Here is a 20000-nt window from a genome sequence, read left to right as displayed (position 1 = left end):
GGCGACGCAAGCACTGGAAGGAGCGAACGAAGTGAGCGACTGAAGCGCGCAGCGAGCGTGCGCTGTCCTCGCGACTGCCCCTTTGAGTCCCACCCCGCACCGCACAGCACCGCAGCCTCACACCTCCCCAGCCTCGCGGCTCACGACTCGCGGCTTCGCCGCTCGCGTTCGCCGCGTCCCTCGCGCGTGCTGGCTCGCGGTCGCCGGGGGCGACCGCTCGCAGGCGCGCGCCGCCGCACAGCACGGTGGTCGGTTATTTAAGCGCCTCGACGAGCGCCGCGCCCTCCACGTAGGGGATGTCGCGGCGGGCCGCGTAGGCGGCGGCGTCGGCGGGCGAGAGCGCGTCGCCCGTCTCGTCGTCGAGCATCTCGCAGACGACGGCGGCGGGCGCGGCGCCCACGGCCTCGGCCATCGCGAGGCCGAGTTCGGTGTGGCCCGTCCGCCCGGAGAGGCCGTCGCGGTCGCCGCGCAGGACGTGGACGTGGCCGGGCGCGCGGAACTCCGCCGCGAAGTCCTCCGGCCCGTAGCCGGTCGGGTCCTTCCGGACGCGGCCGGCGGCGTTCGCCACCTCGACGATGGTCTTCGCGCGGTCGGCGTCGGTGATCCCGGTGAACGTCTCGCGGTGGTTCACCGGCAGCGAAAAGGAGGAGCGGTCGTCGTAGTCGGGGTCGTCGTCGACCGCGGGGTGGTCGAGCGCGTCCGCGAGGAACGGCAGGTCGAACGCGTCGCCGACCGCGTCGCTCACGGCCACGCAGATCAGGCCCCCCGCGTCGTTGCGCATGTGCGCGACCGCGGCCTCGTCGACGGCGCCGGCCGGGTAGACGATGTCCGTCTCCCCCTCGCGGTCCGCGAAGTCGTGGACGCAGACCGGGTCGCCGGCGCGGAAGGCGTCGAGCGCGCGCTCGACGGGGTCGGTCGCGTCCGCGGACTCGGCGGCGTCGGTCGACTCGCCGGCGCCCGGGCTCGCCTCCGGGTCGGCGTCGACGTCGGCGCGCATCAGGCGGCCTCCGTCTCGACCGCGGTCGCTCCCGGCTCGTCGGCGCGGCTCGTCGGCTCGACGCGGACCTCCACGCTGTCGCCGTCAGTGAGGTCGAGCGCGTCGCGCAGGCGGTCCGGCGCGATCAGCTCGAGCTGGTCGTCGTCGTGGTGGGTCCGGTCGGGGACGATGGCGTGGACCTCCTCGTACCGCTCGTCGCCCGCGACGAGGGTGACCCCGTAGCAGGTGGCGGCGCCGTAGGTGCGGTCCTCGCCCTCCCACGCGTCGATGGGGACGGCGTCGATGCCGGCCATCTCGCCGCGCCGGCGGACGCTCTCCTCGGTGAGGTCGACGTTGAGCGTGCCCGGGAACGGGTCGTAGCCGAGCCGCTCGCGGAACTGCTCGGCGTACCCCGGCAGCGTGATGTAGTGCCGCCCCTCGCCCATCCCGCCGGTGACCGAGCCGCGGAGCGAGAGCTCGACGTCCGACTCGAACAGCCGGCGGTAGTCGGCGTACTCCGCGCGGAGCGCGGCCTCGCCCGCGTCGGTCACCCGAACCCACTGCCCGTCGCTGACCACGTCGCGCTCGACGTAGCCCGCGGATTCGAGCGTCTGGAGGCGTCGGGAGGCGGTCTGCGTGGAGGCGTCGAGCCGGTCCCCCAGCGCCGCACACGACACCTTCGTCTCGGAGAGGCCGCCGACCAGCCCGACGTGTTTGAGGGCCGCGAGCGCAGCCGGGTCCACGTCGGCCGCCGCGTCGGTCGCCGTCGCGTCTGTCATACCCGGAGTTCGGTCGTCCGCGGGCAAAAGGGTAACGAATATGGAACGCATCTCAAAAACGTTAATCAGTCGGCGGAACCGACCGGTGACTGCTGGACGAGATGGTTCCCGCGCTGGATATGTAATCCCGTCGGTGCCGGTCGGCTTCGCGGCGACTCCGGTGATCCACCGAATCTGTTCGGTTCTCGGATGTGAGCGTCTCCCGCACCGGTCAGCGAAAGGTAAGGTACAAATACGAACGGGGATTGATTCGTGATGAGGGCTCGTAGATCAGTGGCAGATCGCTTCCTTCGCAAGGAAGAGGCCCGGGGTTCAAATCCCCGCGAGTCCATAACTGGCGGTTATCTTTTCGAAGGTTCCTAAAATCGCCAGCTGAGGCGCCGTGTTCTCAAAATACGCGTCTCGCGGCGGAGAATAAACCCGAGGCGAAAAAGAGAGTTCATAAATCTCGAAAGTCCGGGTCTCCGCTGTCTGCTGATTTCATCGAGGGAAATCGGGGTGTTTCCCCGTGAGCCTCGGGACTGATTCGAACTCGCGTACCCCGCTCACTGCGAGCGGCCCCGGTGAGTTCTGGTGCCCGGCCTGCGGATGCCGATGCACACGGAACTCGTCGAGCCAGCTCGAATACGGGCACGCACTCGACTGTCCCGAGCGGCCTGCTGCCCTCGCTAATCCGGAACGGTGAGCCGGCCAGCTGCGCGCCGGTCCACCTCCCCACGGCTCCGGCACGATCTCGTTCGCTCCCTCGAGGCGAGCCCCGTCAGTCTCTCCAAGCGGTCGGCGACCTTGTGGTCCGTGAGGTCCGCCGGACGCGGACCGAACGGCGCCGACCGCGCACAGGCGACCGAAGGTCGCCAAACGAGCGGCGGTGCTGTCGCGGTCGCGGAGCGGTCGCGCACGCTCGGAGGTGAGCGATGAGCGCGCCCGACGAGCCGGCCGCGTCTTGGCCTTCCAAGGAGACTAACTCTGTAACGGCTTCTCTCACCGGATTAGAGGAGGATGCCGATCCGATCGTCGAACGGGTGAGCGAGTTCGCGATCGAGTACCCGCACCTCGCCGACCTCCCGCTCTCGGAGGCGCACGGCCGGAAGCTGCGCCGAATCGTCACGGAAGCCGACTGGGAAAAGGAATTCGTCGACCCCGATCACCCGCTCGAAGACTCGTTCGCCGTCGACTCGCTTCGCTCTCGCTCTGCTGGGACGTGGCTCGACGCGATTCATGCCTTCCTCCGCGCTCATCACGAGTACAACGGGATGATGGCGCGCTTCGAAGATCGGGAATCGGGCGACGAGTTCGACGTTCCACTTGCCGACGCGTGGGGGAAAGAGTACAGCAAGAAGCAGTACGCACGGGCTCGCGCCCTCCAGCGACAGATGTCCGGCGGTAAGCGTCCCTCTGGTGGCGAAGCCGCTCCCGCGTGGGATGACCCGGTGACCGTGATGCTCACGCTGACCGCCTCGTCGGTCCCTGACGGCGACCGACTCCCCCCCGTCGAACAGATGGACGCGATCCACGACGCGTTTAGCTACGGTGGCGTTCGCGACACGCTTCGCAACGTGATGGAGTATCACCTCGACCTCGATTCGGAGCAGTGGGGATACTGGCTCCAAGCGGAACCGCACGGTATGGGCACCGCTGCGGACCCCGACAAAGACGCCGGCCTCAATGCCTGCTACACTCATATTCACGTCGGCGTCTACTTCGACGGTGCCGGGTTCGGTGACCTCCGCCCGGTCGCTTCCGAGTTCGAACGGGTGATCGACAAGCACCTAGAGGTCTGCGAGCCCGCCGGCCGATCAGCTCACGACTACGACGCGATCGACGACTACCTTCAGGAGGATGACGGCTGTATCTCGATGAACGCAGACGTCGGTAACCTCGGTTCCTACCTCGCCGCGTACATGGGCGGCTACACCGAGGACCTGCTAGACAAGCCGATCGAGTATATCGCGTGGGGGGCTGTCTACTGGTCGGCCGCCCGCCAGCGGACCACCCGCTCGCAGACCGTCAATCAGGCCATCCGCGCCGATCGGTGTGAACAGCGCGCGGAGAACGAAGAGTCCGGACAGGTCGACGCGCACGGCGAACGCATCCGCTGGGACGATGGCCGCGGCGCCGACGTGGTCTGCTCTTGCTGTGGGTCTCCGTGGACGGTCGACCAGGACCAGCTCGACGGCCCGCCCGAGACCGAACCTGCCCTCGACGCCGATCTCCGTTGGGCCACTGACGCAGCTGCTCCGTCGCCGGAACCGGAACCGGACCGTTCACTCGCCGAACGGTGGCCGAGTGCCGACAGCGCATGGGCCTACGGAGAATCCCCGCGAAAGTCGCTGATACGCGACCGTGTTCACGACTACCTCGACGTGCACGGAAGAGACGTGTCTCTCCCGGCGATACTGGCGCATCTGAACATCGACCCGTCACACCGGGAGTTCGTCGGTCAGATTCTAGATGGTGAGATGGAACCCGACTCGGAGGCGTTCGATCGTCGCTCGACGGAACCCGCGTTCGGCTACGAGCTGAAGGCCATCGTCGATCGCGACGGGAACGAACACGAACCCGGCGGCGGCGGTGTCGACATGGTGCCACTAGAATTACCGATAAGAGATGTTATCCAGAATACTCGGCTCCGGCACGACCTCGCTCAAGGTGAGGTGTTCCGCGACGCCCGCACCGAGGTCGCGAGCCACGACCCGAGGACCGTGGCCGCTGGGTTCGTCAACGACGGAATAACTGAACCCGAGGTCGTCGATCGCCTCCTCATCGTCGAGGACTATCACGTCTCTAATCCGGCAATGGACCGAGATGAACGTCGACCCTGTATGATCCGCTCTGATGAGCCGTAAGTTCACGCTGTACAACTACTTTCACTCTACCCAAGGTTGGTTTATATACTTATTACTACTCGATTAACAGTTGGAGATGTCGACTGAAAACCCGACGCCGCCTGACGGTTACGAACGGTTCGAAGGAGAATCGCCGGAGTCCGATGTTCCCACCGTGGAACTCGGCCCGGGTGACGTGCTGGAGGGACTCGTACTCGACCTGACCGAAGGAGAGGGGGAGTACGGCCCGTGGTACCGGCTCAAGATCAAGGACGAAAGCCGCGGAGTCGTGCGGTACTTCGCGAAGGACGAGGTGAAGCGCGCAGCTGCGCAGGACCGCATCGAGGTGGGCGAACAGATCTGGGTCGCGATGGCCACCGACGAGGTGACGCTGGAACGCGACGACGGCTCGACGCACGACTACCACCCGACCAACTGCGCGTTCCCGGGTGGTGACTGATGGCGTCGTCGTACTCGCGGACGATGTCCGACACGCTCTCGGACTACACCCACCTGCGGACGCTTCCCGCGCTGCTGTCGGTCGTGTTCGTACTCGCCGGACTCTACCAGTTCGGCGGAATTTCCGAGGTCATGCTGACGTGGTTCAGCTACTCGCTGACCGCCCAGCACGCGACGTTCGTTTCCCTCGCCGCGTACGCGATCGCCTTCGCGAGCAGCGAGACGAAGCAGTTCGAGAGTTACGAACGCTGGGAACAGATCGCGATCGCAGCTGGTCCGCTCGTCATCGTCGGCTACCAGTACGTCCCGCAGATCGCTGACATCATCAACACGAGCAGCAACCTCGGCCCGATCGTCGCGTTCCTCGCGACGGTCGTCGCTTGGGGCGTCGCTGTTCGGTGACCACCCTCGACCCTCAACTTATGAGTTCCAACCATGACGACTCGACTAGCCGTATCGCTTCGAACCGCCCTCCTGATGGGCCTGCTGTGGGCGCTGATGGTTCTGATACCGACCGCCCTGCTCGTCTGGGCCGCCGCACCTTCGTGAAAGGCCTCGGCGCTGCTGGCGCTACCACGGTCAGTCTCTCCGTCGACGACGGATTCGCCCAAGATGCCCAAGCTATCGCTCCGCTGATCGGCGTCGGCATCGTCGGCGCATCCATCGGCGTCGGCTGGGCGCTCCGCGAGTTCAACGTCGTCGGCTCTGACGCGCCGCCCGAGGGCCTGACCGCTGACGCCCTCCACCAAGAGGTGTACGCTGCTGCTCTCAAACGGGAGAAGAACAACAAGAGTACTTTCGTCGACAATCGCAACATCATCGACGGAATCCGGCATACTGCCTACACCGACGCGAAGATCGCAGCGATCGAGGAACTGAATGCTGGCTCAACTGAGTCCGCCGTCCTCGATGCTGCCAATGCAGCTGTCGATTCGTACTTCACAACGATTCAGAAAAATCTCCTGAAAAGCTGGAATGCGACCGCAGCCGAGTTCGGAAATCTCGTGTCTGCGATACGGTCTCACTCGAATCTCTCGTGGGGAGATGTGTTCACTCAAGGGAAACACACTCACACCGATTTCAACTACTACGTAGCCCATCAAGATTCGTCACATACTGACTGGACGATCGGTTCGAATAATGACACCTCGGACACCTACACTCTCGCTGATGGTACTGACTTCACCGTCGGCGCGATCGGGTTCGACTACGGCACGAAGGGCTCCGTTGTCTACAACCCTACCAACGGTTACGGCGGAAATACCCTTCAAATGTCGTCTGCTCCGCTGATAGGTCTCGACGGGTCTGAAGCTGATATGACCCAACTGTCGGGTTTCATCAACCTCAAGAACAACCTCGAAACTGCCTACCAGAACGTCTCTGCTGGTATCTCGACGTGGGTAACGAACGTGTACGGCCAAGTTCAGTCTGGACAGATCGAGATTACCGACCTCGTGACGCCACGCGAACGCGCCGCGATGATGGCGCAGGAGGAAGGCATGAGTCAGGCGATTGCCGACCTCATCGCGCTGAACGTTCCGGTCGACGCCGAACGCGAGGCGACGATCACTATCCAAAACACCGGCGCAAAGCTGCCGGGGACGTTCGCGCTGACCGACTCGACGGACGGCCCGATCGAGTCGGGCACGACGTACGACCCGTCGACGTTCACCGGCGACGTGTACTTCACGGCCGACATGAGTCTCGTCGAGGGCGACTGGACTGCGATTAACACCAGCGTCGACGGCGGGAACATCACAATCACCTCGGAGCCGTACGAAGGCACGGCGATCGAGGTGACGACCGCCGCTGGCGAAACTGTCTCCGTCCCTGCTGCTGACTGGATGGATAATGACGACGGGACGTGGACGTACGATGCCTCGGCCGACCTCGAAACCACGATCACGAACGTCTCGTCTGCGCGCTTCGTCTCGACCGCGACCGAGACGCAGTACGAGACGCTCCAGCTTCAGGGGTCGTTCACCGTCAACAAGCTGATGAACACACAGACTGGCGAGGAGGTGACGACGACGAGCTTCACCAACTCCGAACCACAGACCGATTCGAACTACATCACACAGGACGAGTGGGACCAGCTCGAACAGCAGAATCAAGAGCTGATCGAGAAGTACGAGAACTCACAGTCCGGCGGTGGTGTCGACCTTGGACAGTTCGACATGTGGGGTATCCCCGGAGAAATCGTCGCGGTCGTCGCCGCTGTGCTAGTCGCACTCGGCGTCCTGAGCAACTGACTACCATGTTCTCCCGACTTTTCCTGATCACGGTCGTGGTAGTGGCCTCGCTGTCCGGCGCTGTCGCCGCACAGGACGCCCCGAATGCGACCGCGGAGAACTCGACTGCTGGCGAACAGGTCAACACCTGCTCCGAGGAAATCACGCCGACGCTCCGGCTCTGCTCCGCCGAGTACGTCGACGGCGAAGCCGTCCTACTACTCGACTCCGACACCCGCGATCGGGTGACGGTGACCGAAGCTGTCGCGCTGACTGAGTCGCGTGAGCTGCGTCGAGACTCGTTCATCGTCGACGGCAAGACCGAGATTCGGATGCCCGTTCAACCGTCGAACGGCCGCGCCGGAGTGACGATCGACGACGGGACCACGCTCTACGGCGTCCCGCTCGAAACGACCTCGACCATCGTCGCCGGTCCGTTCACCGCCAGCGACGCGCAGGCGGCCGGACTCGGCGGCGGAGCCGGTGTCGCCGTTGTGACTATCTTCCTCGTGGCAAAGGTCGTCTACGGACGCAGCGAGGAACCCGAGAGGTTAGCATGAGAGACGCACCAGAACCCCGACCCGAGCCGCCTCGCCATGTGAAGATACTCGACTGGCTCCACGGCCATGCGCCTGAGCTGGTCGTCGGCGTGATCGCGCTCGTCGGCCTGTCCGCGCTCGTCGGCTTCGACCTCGAAGTGCCGCGCTTCTGGTACGTGTTCGGCGTCGCCGCGGTCGGTCTCTCGCCGCTCGGCTTCCTCGTCGGGAACAAGGTCGTCTCGTGGCTCTACAACCCGGCGTGGGTCTACCTGATCGACCTCGACGCCCGCGTACTCGACGGCGGGATCTACCGACTCCCGCTCGAAGACTTCCGCGAACTCGAAATTCTCGACGACGACGAGTTCGTCAACTCGACCTACGACCTCACGCAGCTGTCACCAAACCTCTACGTCGGGAAACAGGTCGACCTCGAAGACATGACCGTCGTCGGCACCTGGCGCGGCACGCTCGACGATCGGGAGCTGACCCGCGCGCTCCGCGCCGTCCACGAGTGTCGCGGCCAGCTCCAAGACGATGCGCAGCGGGGATTCATCCTCGAAAGCTCCGCGTTCGTCGTGGTCCGCCGCGCGACCCGGAACACGGTTGAGCGTATCGTCGAGCTGTTCGAAGATGGCTCCCTGCCCGACTCCGGCGAAGGGATCGAGCGCGCCGTTGATCAGGAGCTGAAAGATTTCGGCCTCGACGATGCTTCGGACTCGGACCTCGCCGACCTCGTCGACGACGACGCGATCGATGAGATGGAACACAAGTCGGGATTCGATTTCTCGACGCCGGAGGACCCTGACGCCGACCGGCACGGACACGCGGAAACCTCCGAGGTGCGTGCCGATGGGTAACTCCGACGAGGGGATGCTGACCGCGGCCAAGCTCGCGGAGCAGCTATCCGGTCGCATCGACACGCATCGCGACCTCGACCCCCGAGCGGGCGCCATCGACCCCGACGACGTATCGGCGTCGGTGTTCCTCAACGACCTCGACCCGGAGCTTGTCCAGGGCTCGCAGCTGCTCGACCTCGTCGACCGGACCCAGCAGTCGCGGAAGGCGTCCGAAGCGATTCGCTCGGGGAACTCGCTGCTGCTCTCGCATCTGGTCGGCGTCACCGAGCAGGACCTCGACGGCTCCGCGCTGCGGCTCCCGCTACGGCTCGACGACGTGATGACCAATAACGACGCGACGGCGTTCATCGGCGGCGCCGGGAACCCGAACACGGGGAAGACGAACCTGATGGCGCTGCTGGCGGAACTCCGCTCGGCGACCGTCGACGATCTCCTCGTCATCTCGAACTCGCGCACCTGGCCCCGTACGGACCTCGTGGTCACGAGCGCGCATGACCTCGCCGTGACGTGTATCGAGCATCGCGACCGGCCGAAGTTCGTGTTCATCGACGAAGGCTCGACGCACTTCGACGCGCGGACGAACTCCTACGAGGTCGCCGCGCAGTTCTCGCCGCTCGCGAAGCGGATGGCGAAGATCAACGTCGACGTCTTCGGAACCGTATTCCACACGGGCAAGGACTGCCACCCTGAACTAAAGCGGCTGTTCACGACCGCGTACTTCAAACACTCGAAGAAGGAGGTCGATTTCTTCGGTGACTGGCCCGCTGACGCTGACAAGCCGACGAACCAACTGTTCGGTGGGACCGTCGAGAACCTCGAACCTGCGACCGCGGAACCCGACCCGGACGACGCCGCTCCGTGGAACTGGAACCTCGAACCGGACTTGTTCTCCCTTGACCTCGACTGGCCCGATCTCCTCGACGAGCTGCGCGACCGCGGACCAGCAACCTAACACGGTGATCCACCCATCGACCCACCCACCCCTTTCAGTGGGCGGGAGCCTGCGCGACCCCTCCTTGTGGGGGGTCGCGCAGCCCTACATAATTAGTATACTAGCGATAGAAAGCATAGCAAGGATAGAAAATATAAATATCCCAATAACAGCGAATATTATAATGAAGTAGATTGGCATGTGTGTATTCGGTAATCCCAGCTTTTCGTAATCTCCAACGAGAATTGATCTGAACTGTTCACGAGTCTGATCATTATCTAATATTAGATCTTTACCTGTAATGGCAGCTAGTGCGACACCGTACAACGATACAAGACCACAGAATACGGAGATAATCAAGACTGCTCTACTAATACCGGAAACTGCGAATATTATGAAAAACAAGAATGCTACAAGGGAACCGATTAGAGATTGATACGATGATCGCAGATATTCTTCCGACAAATCTAGTACCTTTGTATTGTACTTCAGATCTTCTCTAATTTTATTTGCGTATTTTTCACCTTTCCTACTGTATAAATCTTCTAGATCTTCCTTCTTCACCTTGGGCAGATCTGTTGAGTATTCCTTGTTAGAGCCTAATACAGGCCTTAATTTCGGTACTGTCAACACATTCACTGACCAAGCAATAGATTCCAGAATTAACGCGATTCCTATTAGTAGAATAAAAATGGAGATCGGGATACCGAACAAAGCAACATTTGATAAAAGACGGTTCCCACCGATGATTTGTAAAATCTCTTGATTATTTTCTAAGTAGGTGATTGCTGACTGAACAAAGCTGACTAAACCTGGTGAGGAAAACGCCGCAATGACAGCTGTAGATGCGATTAGTAGTTGTATCAACCTTTCCGCACGTTCTTGAGTGTGAAAATATGTTTCTAACTGTCTGTCAAGAAACGAATCTAAATTCTTACCCGGTATATCCGAATAATCCGTTTCGTCACCGTTCATGTATGAAATATTAGTTTTCGCATTCTTCAAGCAGTTCACTAATTACATCATCAAATGAGTCTCCTGGTTCTTTTCTTACTTGTAGCTTTTTCCAAGTATCTTTAGAGACAGTTACTGTCGTAGTGTCTTTCGCCATAGACTACATTTTCGCCCCAATATCATGAAGTGCGGTATTTCATAGTTCTATGATTCCATAGATATATGGCACTCCGGGACAGACGGTGAGTACGGAAGCAAGGCAGATCTTCGTAAAACGAGCCACGCTGCTGGTGACAGCGGGCTCTTGCTCGGCTTCCGTGACTGAGGCACGAAAGCCATGTCAGCAAACACGGTCGGGGGTATTCAATCCCCCCACGGCGGACGTGATCGCGCGACAACTAGCGGACCCGCTCCGCTTCAGTTTCACTTTCAGTCCCCGTACAAGGATTTCCCCTTTTATACGCCACCTCGTCGGCGTGAGGTGATGCCTCCAAAGGAAGTTGTGCGGATCGAAGATGACGCAGATCGGTGGCGGTTCCTCTGTCCCCGCGGCCACCGAACGTGGGAACCGACGAATCATCATTTCTGGTGTCAACTCTGCGCGCGCCGCGACGACGCCGACGGCGTGTTCTACGAGCTGCGCGACCAGAAGACCGACGCCCTCCTCGAACGCGATCGGGTCCAGCTGCTCACGGACTCCGGACCGTACGATCACGACCTCGACGGAGGCGCGCGATGACGACACTCTACTGCGCCGAGTGTCGGTCCCGGTTCGAACCGGACGATCGGCACGTCTGGATTCAAGGCGAGACTCGATCCGTCGACGATCGCAACCGGCTCGAAGACTTCGCGATGTGTCCGGGTTGCTGGGCCGACCTCACGGAAAGCTGGGGTGAGCCGGTGTGAAATCCAGTTCCGGTCGCGATCTCTCCACCTGTGAGCTCTGCGGCGCGCCGATCGAGCCGGACCCACCGGACGGGTTCACCAGGTACGCGCGACAGGTCGCGGGCTACCTCGACCACTTCGCCGAGGCCCACCCGAATCATCCGATCCTCGACGCCCCGGAGGGCCACCTGTGAGCGACGACGATCTTCAACCCCTCGACCCGCACGAGGGAGTTGAGCGATTCATCCGATACCGGAAGCCGTCGGTCCGGCCGTCGACGCTCAACAACGCCCGAACCCGACTGAATCACTTTCTCGACTGGTGTGACGAGCGGGAGATAGAGAACCTGAACGACCTCGACGGCCGCGACCTCGCCGACTTCGTCGCGTGGCGGCAGGGAGACATCGCCCCGATCACGCTCCAAAAGCAGCTGAGTACGGTCCGGGCCGCGCTCGAATGGTGGGCGAACATGGAGGCCGTTGAGGACGGGCTTCGCGAGAAGGTTCACGCGCCCGATCTCCCTGACGGTGCCGAGTCCCGCGACGAACACCTTTCGGCCGAGCGCGCCCGGTCGATCATCGCCTCGCTCGACCGCTACCACTACGCGAGCCGCGACCACGCGCTGATGCTCCTCCTCTGGGCCACCGGGATGCGCCGGTCGGCAGCTCGGTCGATAGACGTCGACGACCTCCGTCCGGACGACAACGCGATCGTCGTCGAGAACCGCCCGGACAAGGGAACCAATCTCAAGAACGGCGACTCCGGGAACCGCTGGGTCTACCTCGGTCCCGAGGTCTTCCAGGTGATCGAGGACTACGCCGAGAACCCGGACCGGCCGGACAAGGTCGACGACTACGGCCGCCGACCGCTGTTCACCTCGAACCACGGTCGGCCGAGCGGGAACACGATCTACGTCTGGGTGAACAAGGCGACGCAGCCTTGCCGGTACGGCGGCTGTCCCCACGAGCGCGACCCGGAGGACTGCGACGCGCTCGGACACGACGGCTACCCGAGCCGGTGTCCCTCGTCGTGTGGCCCCCACGCGATTCGGCGGGGATCGATTACGAATTTCCTCAACGCTGGGACGACGCCAGAGATTGTCAGCGAACGGATGGATGTGTCGCTTGAGGTGCTGTACGAACACTACGACGTGCGGTCTGATCAGGAGAAGATGACTGTCCGCAAAGACGTTCTCGACGATTCGGAGGTACTGTAAGATGATCGAGAGGTCTCCTACCCCGCGAGTCCACTTCTTCACTCTCTTCGTTCGCTTAGTCGTTCCCTCGCTTGGTCCCACTCGCTCACTCCGTTCGCTCGCGGGACCCCCGCGAGTCCACTTCCCGCAGACTGCTACGTCGATAGCGCGTTCTCAGCGGCGGCTCGGTCCGGGAAACCCTCACCGAGGGCCAAGAAATCGACCAGCCTGTCGGTCGCCAGCGGACGGTAGTCCAGCAGTTCGATCGAGATGTTCACGCGGCGGGCGTCGTGGTCGATGAAGGGGAACCGATCCGGCCAGTTGTTGTGGTGGTGGCCGTGGAGTACCCAGCCCTTCGGGTTCGACGGTCCGTCCGCCGGGTCGTGGACGGCGTGGAACGGGACCCCCCGCCGCTCGAAGCGGAACTCCTCGACGAACTGAACCCCGTCCAACCGCTCCAGTATCGTCCCGTCGTGGTTTCCGATGAGGAAGACGAGCTCGCCGTTGAGTTCGTCGAGCCAGTCCAACAGGGCTCCCGCTGAACTGCGGATCGTCAGGTCGCCGCCGTACAACACCTCGTCGGTCGGATCGACGACGCGATTCCACCGCTCGACCAGCGTCTCGTTCATCTCTTCGACCGAGCCGAACGGTCTATCGCAGTAGTCGATGATATTGTCGTGGTCGAGGTGGAGATCTGAGACCAGGTACTCCATCGAATACGAGTGCTTTCGATTAATCGGGCTTTAGCGTGACGACCACCGGCCGATCGGTCGACGTTCCGCTGGTACCTCCCCGACCCAGACCGCTTATATATCCCGAGTAAGTTGAGCGTCGTATGGGCGTCTCCGAGATACTCGAAGGAACGAACCTCACGCACCGACAGATGGGGATCATCATGGTCGGGTGGATTCTGCTCGTCACCATCATCTCTGTCGGGCTGCTGCTGTACACCTCGTCGCTGTAGCGCCGGCGCCCTCGACTCTCGGCAACCGCGGCGGCTACCCCCGAGGTTATCACCCGACCCGACGAACCCCGGATCCACATGGACGCCGCCGAGCGCCGGATCGTCAAATTCACCGCGGGGTCGCACGGGCTCGTCCACACCTACGAGCTGTCGATCCCGATTCTGTTGACGGTGTGGGTCGGGGAGTTCTCGACGACCGCGGCCGCGCTCGGCGTCGTCGTCACGCTCGGCTACGGGCTGTTCGGCCTCGGTGCGCTGCCGGGCGGCATCTTGGTCGACCGCTTCGGGTCGAAGCCGCTGATCCTCGCCTGCCTCGCGGGCATGGGGGGATCGTTCCTCCTGGTGAGCGCCGCGCCGACGCTGCCCGTCCTCGCCGCGGCCATCGCGGTGTGGGGACTCACCGCCAGCGTCTATCACCCCGCGGGGCTGTCGCTGCTCTCGAAGTCGGTCGACCAGCGCGGGACCGCGCTCGGCTACCACGGGATCGGCGGGAACCTCGGCATCGCGCTCGGCCCCCTCGCGACCGCGCTGCTGCTCTTGGCGTTCGACTGGCGGCTGGTCACCGCGGCGCTCGCGCTCCCCGCGGTCGCCGTCGCCGCGTACGGGGTCACCGTCGACGTCGACGCGGCGCTCTCGTCCGCGGCCGCCGACGGTGCCGGCTCGGACGACGAGACGAACCCGCCCGGCGACTCGTCCGGCGGCGCGAAGGGCGAGGTCTCGCTGTCGTCGATCGCGACGGACACGCGGCTGCTGATCGCCGGCGGCTTCCTGATCGTGTTCGCGTTCGTCACGTTCAGCGGGCTCTACTACCGGACGTTCCTCACGTTCCTCCCGGACCTCCTCGGCGACGTGCTCGGCGGCCTCGTCGACGTCCGGCTCGTCGACCCGTCGAGCCCGTACGCCGACCAGTTCGACGTGGGCCGGTACCTCTACGTCGCGGTCCTCACGGTCGGCGTGTTCGGTCAGTACCTCGGCGGCCGGATCGCCGACCGCGTCCCGCCGGAGTGGGGGCTGATGGCGCTGATGGGCGTCCTGTCGGCGCTCGCGCTGCTTTTCATCCCCGCGACGGGCGCGGTCGCCACCTTCGTCGCGGTGTCGCTCGCGCTCGGCGTCGCGCTGTTCACGGTCCAGCCGCTCTCGCAGGCGACGGTGGCGGCGTACTCGCCGAGCGAGGCGCGCGGCCTCTCGTTCGGCTACACGTACGTCGGGATCTTCGGGATCGGCGCGCTCGGCTCCACGCTGGCCGGGACGGTCCTCACCCGGGCCGGGCCCCGGGAGCTGTTCCTCGTCTTAGCTGTCATCGCGGCGCTCGGCGCGCTGTCGGCGACCGCGGTCACGCGGTTCGCGACGCGACGGGACTGAGCGTCGGCTGACGGCCGCTCAGACGGCGTGTTTCGCCTCTTCGGGGTCCTCGACGACCTCGACGCCGCGGTTGTTGACCGCGTACGGGTCGAGCCCCTGCTCCTGGAGGAACTGCTTATAAAGGCGCTCGGCGGTCTCGCCGTCCTTCTGCTTGTCGCTGGCGTGGTCGCAGAGCTCCACGAGGGTCTCCGGCACGTCGTTCTCGTGGACGATCCAGTGGTTGATCGTGTCCGACAGGCGGCGGATGGGCGAGGTGAAGTGGCCGTAGATGTCGAAGTTGAGCGCGTGGTGGCCGCCGAACGGGTCGTTCATGTACTTCGCCCGGGGCATCACCTTCAGCACGGCGCGCTGGATCTTGTTGAGCTGGCGCTCCGGCGACTCTTCGAGGGCGGCGTTGACCGCCTTCCGCGGGTCGTCGCCCCACGCGTCGCCGGGGATGGAGACGCCGTCGAGTTCCTGGATCTCTTTTAAGGCCTCGTTCCACTGGTCGGGGGTCGGCTGCGGGTGGACGCGGTACATCGCCTCGACGCCGCGGTCCCACATCAGGGTGTGCGTCACCGCCTTGTTCGCCTTCAGCATCGACTCCTCGATGATGGTGTGCGCGCGGTCGCGCCGGGGGTTCAAGACGAGCGAGCCGTCCTCCTTGCGCTGCTCGTGCATTCGGTCCGCGAGCTCGAAGGCGAGCTGGTTCTCCTCGCTCAGTGGCAGGTCGGGGTCCTCCAGCCGGTTCTCGCACTCCTTGTAGGTGAGCCGCTCGTCGGAGTTGATGACGGACTTGTAGATGTCGATGTCCTCGAAGGATAGCGTCTCCTCGTCGATCTCCATTTCGACGGTGTGCGCGAGCCGGTCCTCGTTCGGCACGAGCGAGCAGACGGTCTCCGCCAGCACCGGCGGGAGCATGTGGATCGTGTAGTCGGGCAGGTAGACGGTGTTGGCGCGCTCGACCGCCTCCTCCCACATCGCGGTGTCCGGGGTGACGTAGTGGGTCACGTCGGCGATGTGGACCCACAGGCGGTAGGCGCCCTCCTCGCGCTCGATGGAGATCGCGTCGTCGAAGTCCTGCGCGTCGACCGGGTCGGTGGTCCAGGTGGTGAGGTCGCGGAGGTCCTCGCGCTCGTCGACCTCGGCTTCGATCTCCTCGTAGACGCCCTCGGTCCGGGCCTCCGCCTCGCGGAGGACCTCGCTCGGGAACTCGTCGCGGATCTCGAACTCCTCGAACAGCTCCTCGCGCTTCTCGGCGAGTCGGTCCGCGAGCGCCGGCGTGATCGTCACGGGGCCCTGGTCCTCGGCGGACCCTTGCTTCGGCTCGTCGTCTGACATACCTCCACCAACGCGGGTCCGTTAGAAAGGCCTGTCGGGCGGGGAGACGAGCGCTCTGCGCGCGGCCGGGACGCGCGATCGCGGACGCGAGAGCGGCCTCAGACGAGCGCCGTGAGGATCGGCGCCAGCGCCAGCGCCGCCACCGCGAGCGCGACCGCGCCGCCGACCATCGGAATCGCCGACCGGCCGACCAGTCGGAGCGCGGTCCGCCGCGCGTTCGCGTCAGAGACGATGAACGGCGAGCCGCCCGCGATCCGCGATTTCACCTCGCCGACGGGCGCGTCCGGGAACGCCTCGGTGTCGCCGACGACGGTCACCTCGTCGCCCGGGCGGAGGGTCCGCTGGACGTACCGGCGCCGCGGGTCGTCGCCGATCGTGAGCGGGCCGACCTCGTAGCCCGTCTCCGTGTCGTCGACCTCGTCGACCGCCTCGATGAACCCCCGGACGCGCTCGGGCGGCTCCTCGCCGGCGTCGATCTTGACCTTCTCGTCGACGGCGAGCGAGAAGGTCGCCGCCCCGGGGTCGACCCGGACGCCGGTCCCGCCGTCGTCGACGCGGAAGGGGACGCCCGCCTCGCCCGCCTCGATCGTGACCCACGACTGTCCGTTCCCCTGACTGCGGAGCTCGGAGACGTCGTACTCGACGCAGAGGCCGGGGTCGCCGCCGAACGGCGCCGGTAGGGTCTCGTCGTCGACCGCGGCGGCGCGGCCCGTGACCCGTATCCGCCGCTCCGCGCCGTCGAGCCCGGCCGGGCTCGTCGCCGTCGTTCGGAGGACCCGGGCCGCGTCGGCGGCGCCGCTCGCGCCGCGCGCGAGGAACGCGAGTCCGAGGACAAACGCGCCGACGCCGATGACGGTCGGGACGGGGTCGACGGCGCCGATGACGGTCGGGACGGGGTCGACGGCGCCGATGACGGTCGGGACGGATTCGACGGTGCCGACGGCGATCGGAAGGGATTCGACGGCGCCGATGACGGTCGAGAGGAAGTCAGCGGTCGCGGCCGCTACGTGGAGGGCGCACATGCGTACGGTCGCGGTACCGAGCCGCGACGGGTAGAATTATCGGTCGCGGTCGCGATCGGAGCGCGTGCGGTCCGAGCGGTCGCGGTCCGAGCGGCTTCCCGCGCCGCCCTCGCCGGTCCGGTCGTCGGCGTCGTCCGCGACCGCGTCGGCGTAGCGGTTGAGGAACTCCTCGGTGGTGAGGCCGTCCGACTCGATCGAGAGGATCAGCGATTCGAGGCCGTCGCGCGGCTGGTGAGAGATCTCGTCGTCGCAGTCGACACAGAGGTACTCGAACTCCTTGTCGCGCCGGTTCCAGCGGTCGCCCTCCTTGTCGTACTCGCGCGCGTCCTCCCGCAACACCGAGTCCCCGCACGCGATGCACACCACCGTCCGCCGGTCCCGACTCCCTCGGGAGCGCCACATACGAATCCCCTCGGTCCCGCCCCACTTAGCGTTTGGTGCGGCGGCTGACGCCCGTCGGACGGGACTGCTGAACGGTCGCCTCCCGCGGCTCTCGGGAGCCGACGTACAGACATATTACGGTGGGCGCGCTGGGGCCCGTATGACGATCACCGAGTCCGACCTCCCGGGGGTCGGGAAGAAGTTCGAGATCGAGTTAGGCGACGGCGAAGAGATGATCGTCGTCATCCACAACACCGGGAAACGAGAGGTGTTCCGCCGCAGCGACCCCGAGGCCGACTCCGAGAAGGCGTTCGAGTTCTCCGACGACCTCGCGCGGACGATCGGCTCGATCATCGAGGGGGCGCACTTCCAGCCGGTCGAGCCGGACACGCAGGAGACGACCCTGCCGGGCGGGGTCCTCTTAGAGTGGTACGAGCTTCCGCCCGGGTCGCCGCTCGTCGGCGAGACGCTGGCGAGCGCCGACATCGGCAACCGGACCGGGCTCGCCGTCGTCGCGATCCAGCGCGGCGACGAGGTGCTCGACAGTCCGGGCGCCGAGACCACCCTCCGCGAGGGCGACACCCTGATCGGGGTCGGGACCCGCGAGAACTGCGAGGCGTTCGAGGAGATCCTCACGGAATGAGCGGCCGGTACGGCGCCGCCTGTTTCGGCGTTACGGTCCGCTCTCCCGGGGGTGACAGGTAGTGGCGCTGCTCGACGTCGGCGTCATGTTCGTCGCGGTCGCGGTCGCCGGCGCGCTCGCGAACCGCCTCGGGCAGTCGGTGATCCCCTTCTACATCGTCACCGGGATGCTGCTCGGGGAGTACGTCCTCGGCCGCCTCGCGCTCCCGGCGATCGGGACCGCCTACGTCCCCGAGACGGAGTTCATCTCGCTCGGGGCGGAGCTGGGGATCGTCTTCCTCCTCTTCTTCCTCGGGTTGGAGTTCAACCTCGATCGACTGCTCGCCCGGCGGGGGCCGATCGGGACGGCGGGCACGATCGACCTCGCGAACTTCGGGGTCGGGCTCGTCCTCGGCTGGCTCGTCTTCGGGGCGTTCCTCCCGGCGTTCCTGGTCGCGGGGATCGTCTACATCTCCTCGTCGGCGGTGATCACGAAGTCGCTCATCGACCTCGGCTGGATCGCCAACGACGAGGCGGAGCCGATGCTCGGGACCCTGGTGTACGAGGACCTGTTCATCGCGGTGTACCTCTCCGTCGCGTCCGCCCTGGTGCTCGGCGGCGGCGACGTCGCCGCGGCCGCGGTCGACGTGGGGATCGCGCTCGGGTTCATCGCCGGGCTGTTCGCGGTCGTCAGGTTCGGCACGCCGCTCTTCGACCGGCTCGTCGCGACGGACAACCGGGAGTTCGTGGCGCTGCGCTCGGTGGCCGCGGTCGTGTTCGTCGCCGGCGCGGCGCTCGCGCTCGGCGTCAGCGAGGCGGTCGCCGCGTTCTTCGTCGGGATGGCGTTCGCCCCGACCGATCGGGCCCACACGATCGAGACGATCCTGGAGCCGGTCCGGGACCTGTTCGCCGCGGTGTTCTTCTTCTGGATCGGGCTCGTCACGGACCCCGCGCTGTTCGCGGACGTGGCGGCGTTCGTCGCGCTCGCCGTCGTCGTGACCACGCCCCCGAAGGTCGTCACCGGCTACCTCGCGGGGCGCGCGTTCGACCTCGACGTCCGCCGGTCGACGCGGGTTGGCCTCGGGATGACCACCCGCGGCGAGTTCTCGCTGATCATCGCGACGGTCGCGGTCTCCGGCGCGAACGCCGGCTCGTTCGACCCGGCGCTCGCGGGGACGATCAACGCGTTCGCGGTCGGCTACGTCCTCGTGATGGCGGTGCTGGGGACGACGCTGATGGGCTACTCCGCGCCGTTCGAGTCCGTCGCGACCTCGTGGCTGGACCGTGGTGAAGCGGACGGCAGCGGGGCGAGCGGGTAGGATTTCGGTGCGCGGGTCGTTTACTTATAAGGAGTTGTCAGCGTGTCGACGGTGAACACCGCCGACGCCTCAGGCGCTCATTTATAAATAGCTGTTAACTGATCGACGGCGGACACCACTAAAGCCCCAGCCGCTCGCTTATAAACGGTTGACCGCAGATCGGCGACGAACACCTCCAAAGCCCCAGCCGCGACGGCTCGGTGCGCTCGCTGTCGCCCGAAAATCGGATATTTTCGGGATGACGAGAGAGCTTCGCTCTCTCGAACCACGCTCCTCGTCACTCGCTTCGCTCGCTCCTGCGGTCCTTGCGTCGCGCGCCTTCGCCCTCGCGGCAGCGTGGCGCTACGCGCCACGGGCAGCCGGCGGCTTCGCCGCCGGCG

At 64.9% G+C, this 20000-nt stretch carries 23 protein-coding genes and 1 tRNA gene; 16 read left to right on the top strand and 8 right to left on the bottom strand.

Annotated features, from left to right (window positions below):
- Nucleotides 1-253: 253 nt before the first annotated feature.
- Nucleotides 254-997: a 3,4-dihydroxy-2-butanone-4-phosphate synthase gene (gene ribB / locus AC4NMM_RS14640; protein WP_491924599.1), complete on the bottom strand. Its 744-nt coding sequence runs from the start codon at nt 995-997 to the stop codon at nt 254-256.
- Nucleotides 997-1755, bottom strand: coding sequence for a DUF120 domain-containing protein (locus tag AC4NMM_RS14635; RefSeq protein WP_096394030.1), 759 nt, complete (start codon nt 1753-1755; stop codon nt 997-999). Before AC4NMM_RS14635 ends, ribB begins: the two co-directional genes overlap by 1 nt.
- A gap of 259 nt (nt 1756-2014) precedes the next feature.
- Here AC4NMM_RS14635 and AC4NMM_RS14630 point away from each other — a divergent pair.
- The 8 genes from AC4NMM_RS14630 (at nt 2015) to AC4NMM_RS14595 (ending at nt 9618) form a co-directional block, all read left to right on the top strand.
- Nucleotides 2015-2086: transfer RNA gene (locus AC4NMM_RS14630), tRNA-Ala, on the top strand.
- 691 nt (nt 2087-2777) lie between these two features.
- Nucleotides 2778-4601 (top strand): hypothetical protein, encoded by a 1824-nt coding sequence (locus AC4NMM_RS14625; protein WP_491924600.1) that lies wholly within the window; start codon nt 2778-2780, stop codon nt 4599-4601.
- Nucleotides 4602-4755: 154 nt separating this feature from the next.
- Nucleotides 4756-5040 (top strand): hypothetical protein, encoded by a 285-nt coding sequence (locus AC4NMM_RS14620; protein ID WP_491924598.1) that lies wholly within the window; start codon nt 4756-4758, stop codon nt 5038-5040.
- Nucleotides 5040-5441: a DUF8023 family protein gene (locus tag AC4NMM_RS14615; RefSeq protein WP_491924597.1), complete on the top strand. Its 402-nt coding sequence runs from the start codon at nt 5040-5042 to the stop codon at nt 5439-5441. Before AC4NMM_RS14620 ends, AC4NMM_RS14615 begins: the two co-directional genes overlap by 1 nt.
- Nucleotides 5438-7291 carry an Env/VP5 family phage fusion protein gene (locus AC4NMM_RS14610; RefSeq protein ID WP_491924596.1) on the top strand — a complete coding sequence of 618 codons (1854 nt, stop codon included), beginning with the start codon at nt 5438-5440 and terminating at the stop codon, nt 7289-7291. Before AC4NMM_RS14615 ends, AC4NMM_RS14610 begins: the two co-directional genes overlap by 4 nt.
- Nucleotides 7292-7296: 5 nt before the next feature.
- Nucleotides 7297-7830 carry a DUF8063 family protein gene (locus AC4NMM_RS14605; protein ID WP_491924595.1) on the top strand — a complete coding sequence of 178 codons (534 nt, stop codon included), beginning with the start codon at nt 7297-7299 and terminating at the stop codon, nt 7828-7830.
- Nucleotides 7827-8666, top strand: a complete 840-nt coding sequence (locus AC4NMM_RS14600; RefSeq protein WP_491924594.1) for a DUF8125 domain-containing protein — start codon at nt 7827-7829, stop codon at nt 8664-8666. The genes AC4NMM_RS14605 and AC4NMM_RS14600 overlap by 4 nt, the downstream gene beginning before the upstream one ends.
- Entirely contained in the window at nt 8659-9618 is a 960-nt protein-coding gene (locus tag AC4NMM_RS14595; protein WP_491924593.1) for a hypothetical protein, read from the top strand. Before AC4NMM_RS14600 ends, AC4NMM_RS14595 begins: the two co-directional genes overlap by 8 nt.
- A gap of 84 nt (nt 9619-9702) precedes the next feature.
- Here AC4NMM_RS14595 and AC4NMM_RS14590 read toward each other — a convergent pair whose 3' ends face one another.
- Nucleotides 9703-10572: a hypothetical protein gene (locus tag AC4NMM_RS14590; protein ID WP_491924592.1), complete on the bottom strand. Its 870-nt coding sequence runs from the start codon at nt 10570-10572 to the stop codon at nt 9703-9705.
- A 10-nt stretch (nt 10573-10582) separates the two neighbouring features.
- Nucleotides 10583-10708 carry an antitoxin VapB family protein gene (locus tag AC4NMM_RS14585; protein WP_491924591.1) on the bottom strand — a complete coding sequence of 42 codons (126 nt, stop codon included), beginning with the start codon at nt 10706-10708 and terminating at the stop codon, nt 10583-10585.
- A 327-nt stretch (nt 10709-11035) separates the two neighbouring features.
- On the opposite strand from AC4NMM_RS14585, the gene AC4NMM_RS14580 reads away from it, so the two are divergent.
- Genes AC4NMM_RS14580 through AC4NMM_RS14565 form a run of 4 tightly spaced genes read left to right on the top strand, consistent with a single transcriptional unit; the run spans nt 11036 to nt 12652 of the window.
- Nucleotides 11036-11290 (top strand): hypothetical protein, encoded by a 255-nt coding sequence (locus AC4NMM_RS14580; RefSeq protein ID WP_491924590.1) that lies wholly within the window; start codon nt 11036-11038, stop codon nt 11288-11290.
- Nucleotides 11287-11457, top strand: coding sequence for a hypothetical protein (locus AC4NMM_RS14575; RefSeq protein ID WP_491924589.1), 171 nt, complete (start codon nt 11287-11289; stop codon nt 11455-11457). The genes AC4NMM_RS14580 and AC4NMM_RS14575 overlap by 4 nt, the downstream gene beginning before the upstream one ends.
- Complete coding sequence (locus AC4NMM_RS14570) at nt 11454-11630, top strand: hypothetical protein (RefSeq protein ID WP_491924588.1); 177 nt, start codon at nt 11454-11456, stop codon at nt 11628-11630. Before AC4NMM_RS14575 ends, AC4NMM_RS14570 begins: the two co-directional genes overlap by 4 nt.
- Nucleotides 11627-12652, top strand: coding sequence for a tyrosine-type recombinase/integrase (locus AC4NMM_RS14565; RefSeq protein ID WP_491924587.1), 1026 nt, complete (start codon nt 11627-11629; stop codon nt 12650-12652). Before AC4NMM_RS14570 ends, AC4NMM_RS14565 begins: the two co-directional genes overlap by 4 nt.
- 134 nt (nt 12653-12786) lie before the next feature.
- Here AC4NMM_RS14565 and AC4NMM_RS14560 read toward each other — a convergent pair whose 3' ends face one another.
- Nucleotides 12787-13344: a metallophosphoesterase gene (locus AC4NMM_RS14560; protein ID WP_096394029.1), complete on the bottom strand. Its 558-nt coding sequence runs from the start codon at nt 13342-13344 to the stop codon at nt 12787-12789.
- 122 nt (nt 13345-13466) lie between these two features.
- On the opposite strand from AC4NMM_RS14560, the gene AC4NMM_RS14555 reads away from it, so the two are divergent.
- Complete coding sequence (locus AC4NMM_RS14555; RefSeq protein ID WP_269459583.1) at nt 13467-13595, top strand: hypothetical protein; 129 nt, start codon at nt 13467-13469, stop codon at nt 13593-13595.
- Between the two features lie 78 nt (nt 13596-13673).
- A complete protein-coding gene (locus AC4NMM_RS14550) occupies nt 13674-14957 on the top strand; it encodes an MFS transporter (protein ID WP_096394028.1) in 1284 nt (427 codons plus the stop codon).
- An 18-nt stretch (nt 14958-14975) separates the two neighbouring features.
- Here AC4NMM_RS14550 and AC4NMM_RS14545 read toward each other — a convergent pair whose 3' ends face one another.
- From AC4NMM_RS14545 to AC4NMM_RS14535, 3 genes are all read right to left on the bottom strand, one after another.
- Nucleotides 14976-16277 (bottom strand): RNB domain-containing ribonuclease, encoded by a 1302-nt coding sequence (locus AC4NMM_RS14545; protein WP_096394027.1) that lies wholly within the window; start codon nt 16275-16277, stop codon nt 14976-14978.
- Between the two features lie 98 nt (nt 16278-16375).
- On the bottom strand, nt 16376-17299 hold the full coding sequence (locus AC4NMM_RS14540; RefSeq protein ID WP_491924586.1) for a GIDE domain-containing protein: 924 nt from the start codon (nt 17297-17299) through the stop codon (nt 16376-16378).
- A gap of 36 nt (nt 17300-17335) precedes the next feature.
- Nucleotides 17336-17701: a DUF7562 family protein gene (locus tag AC4NMM_RS14535; protein ID WP_096394025.1), complete on the bottom strand. Its 366-nt coding sequence runs from the start codon at nt 17699-17701 to the stop codon at nt 17336-17338.
- A 139-nt stretch (nt 17702-17840) separates the two neighbouring features.
- On the opposite strand from AC4NMM_RS14535, the gene AC4NMM_RS14530 reads away from it, so the two are divergent.
- Both AC4NMM_RS14530 and AC4NMM_RS14525 read left to right on the top strand, forming a co-directional pair.
- Nucleotides 17841-18323: a cation:proton antiporter regulatory subunit gene (locus AC4NMM_RS14530; protein WP_096394024.1), complete on the top strand. Its 483-nt coding sequence runs from the start codon at nt 17841-17843 to the stop codon at nt 18321-18323.
- Between the two features lie 61 nt (nt 18324-18384).
- A complete protein-coding gene (locus AC4NMM_RS14525) occupies nt 18385-19620 on the top strand; it encodes a cation:proton antiporter (protein WP_096394023.1) in 1236 nt (411 codons plus the stop codon).
- Nucleotides 19621-20000 lie beyond the last annotated feature (380 nt).

The sequence above is a fragment of the Halorubrum sp. SD41 genome (assembly GCF_058630335.1).
The sequence above is the reverse complement of the archived record's forward strand: the minus strand, read 5'-3'. Positions and strand labels throughout refer to the sequence as shown.

Bases quoted from the DNA above. Each gene is read 5' to 3' on its own strand.
- AC4NMM_RS14535 (WP_096394025.1), bottom strand. From the start codon at position 17,701: ATGTGGCGCTCCCGAGGGAGTCGGGACCGGCGGACGGTGGTGTGCATC.
- AC4NMM_RS14540 (WP_491924586.1), bottom strand. From the start codon at position 17,299: ATGTGCGCCCTCCACGTAGCGGCCGCGACCGCTGACTTCCTCTCGACC.
- AC4NMM_RS14580 (WP_491924590.1), top strand. From the start codon at position 11,036: ATGCCTCCAAAGGAAGTTGTGCGGATCGAAGATGACGCAGATCGGTGG.
- AC4NMM_RS14545 (WP_096394027.1), bottom strand. From the start codon at position 16,277: ATGTCAGACGACGAGCCGAAGCAAGGGTCCGCCGAGGACCAGGGCCCC.
- AC4NMM_RS14605 (WP_491924595.1), top strand. From the start codon at position 7,297: ATGTTCTCCCGACTTTTCCTGATCACGGTCGTGGTAGTGGCCTCGCTG.
- AC4NMM_RS14585 (WP_491924591.1), bottom strand. From the start codon at position 10,708: ATGGCGAAAGACACTACGACAGTAACTGTCTCTAAAGATACTTGGAAA.
- AC4NMM_RS14635 (WP_096394030.1), bottom strand. From the start codon at position 1,755: ATGACAGACGCGACGGCGACCGACGCGGCGGCCGACGTGGACCCGGCT.
- AC4NMM_RS14530 (WP_096394024.1), top strand. From the start codon at position 17,841: ATGACGATCACCGAGTCCGACCTCCCGGGGGTCGGGAAGAAGTTCGAG.
- AC4NMM_RS14615 (WP_491924597.1), top strand. From the start codon at position 5,040: ATGGCGTCGTCGTACTCGCGGACGATGTCCGACACGCTCTCGGACTAC.
- AC4NMM_RS14575 (WP_491924589.1), top strand. From the start codon at position 11,287: ATGACGACACTCTACTGCGCCGAGTGTCGGTCCCGGTTCGAACCGGAC.
- ribB (WP_491924599.1), bottom strand. From the start codon at position 997: ATGCGCGCCGACGTCGACGCCGACCCGGAGGCGAGCCCGGGCGCCGGC.
- AC4NMM_RS14590 (WP_491924592.1), bottom strand. From the start codon at position 10,572: ATGAACGGTGACGAAACGGATTATTCGGATATACCGGGTAAGAATTTA.
- AC4NMM_RS14550 (WP_096394028.1), top strand. From the start codon at position 13,674: ATGGACGCCGCCGAGCGCCGGATCGTCAAATTCACCGCGGGGTCGCAC.
- AC4NMM_RS14555 (WP_269459583.1), top strand. From the start codon at position 13,467: ATGGGCGTCTCCGAGATACTCGAAGGAACGAACCTCACGCACCGACAG.
- AC4NMM_RS14600 (WP_491924594.1), top strand. From the start codon at position 7,827: ATGAGAGACGCACCAGAACCCCGACCCGAGCCGCCTCGCCATGTGAAG.
- AC4NMM_RS14560 (WP_096394029.1), bottom strand. From the start codon at position 13,344: ATGGAGTACCTGGTCTCAGATCTCCACCTCGACCACGACAATATCATC.
- AC4NMM_RS14595 (WP_491924593.1), top strand. From the start codon at position 8,659: ATGGGTAACTCCGACGAGGGGATGCTGACCGCGGCCAAGCTCGCGGAG.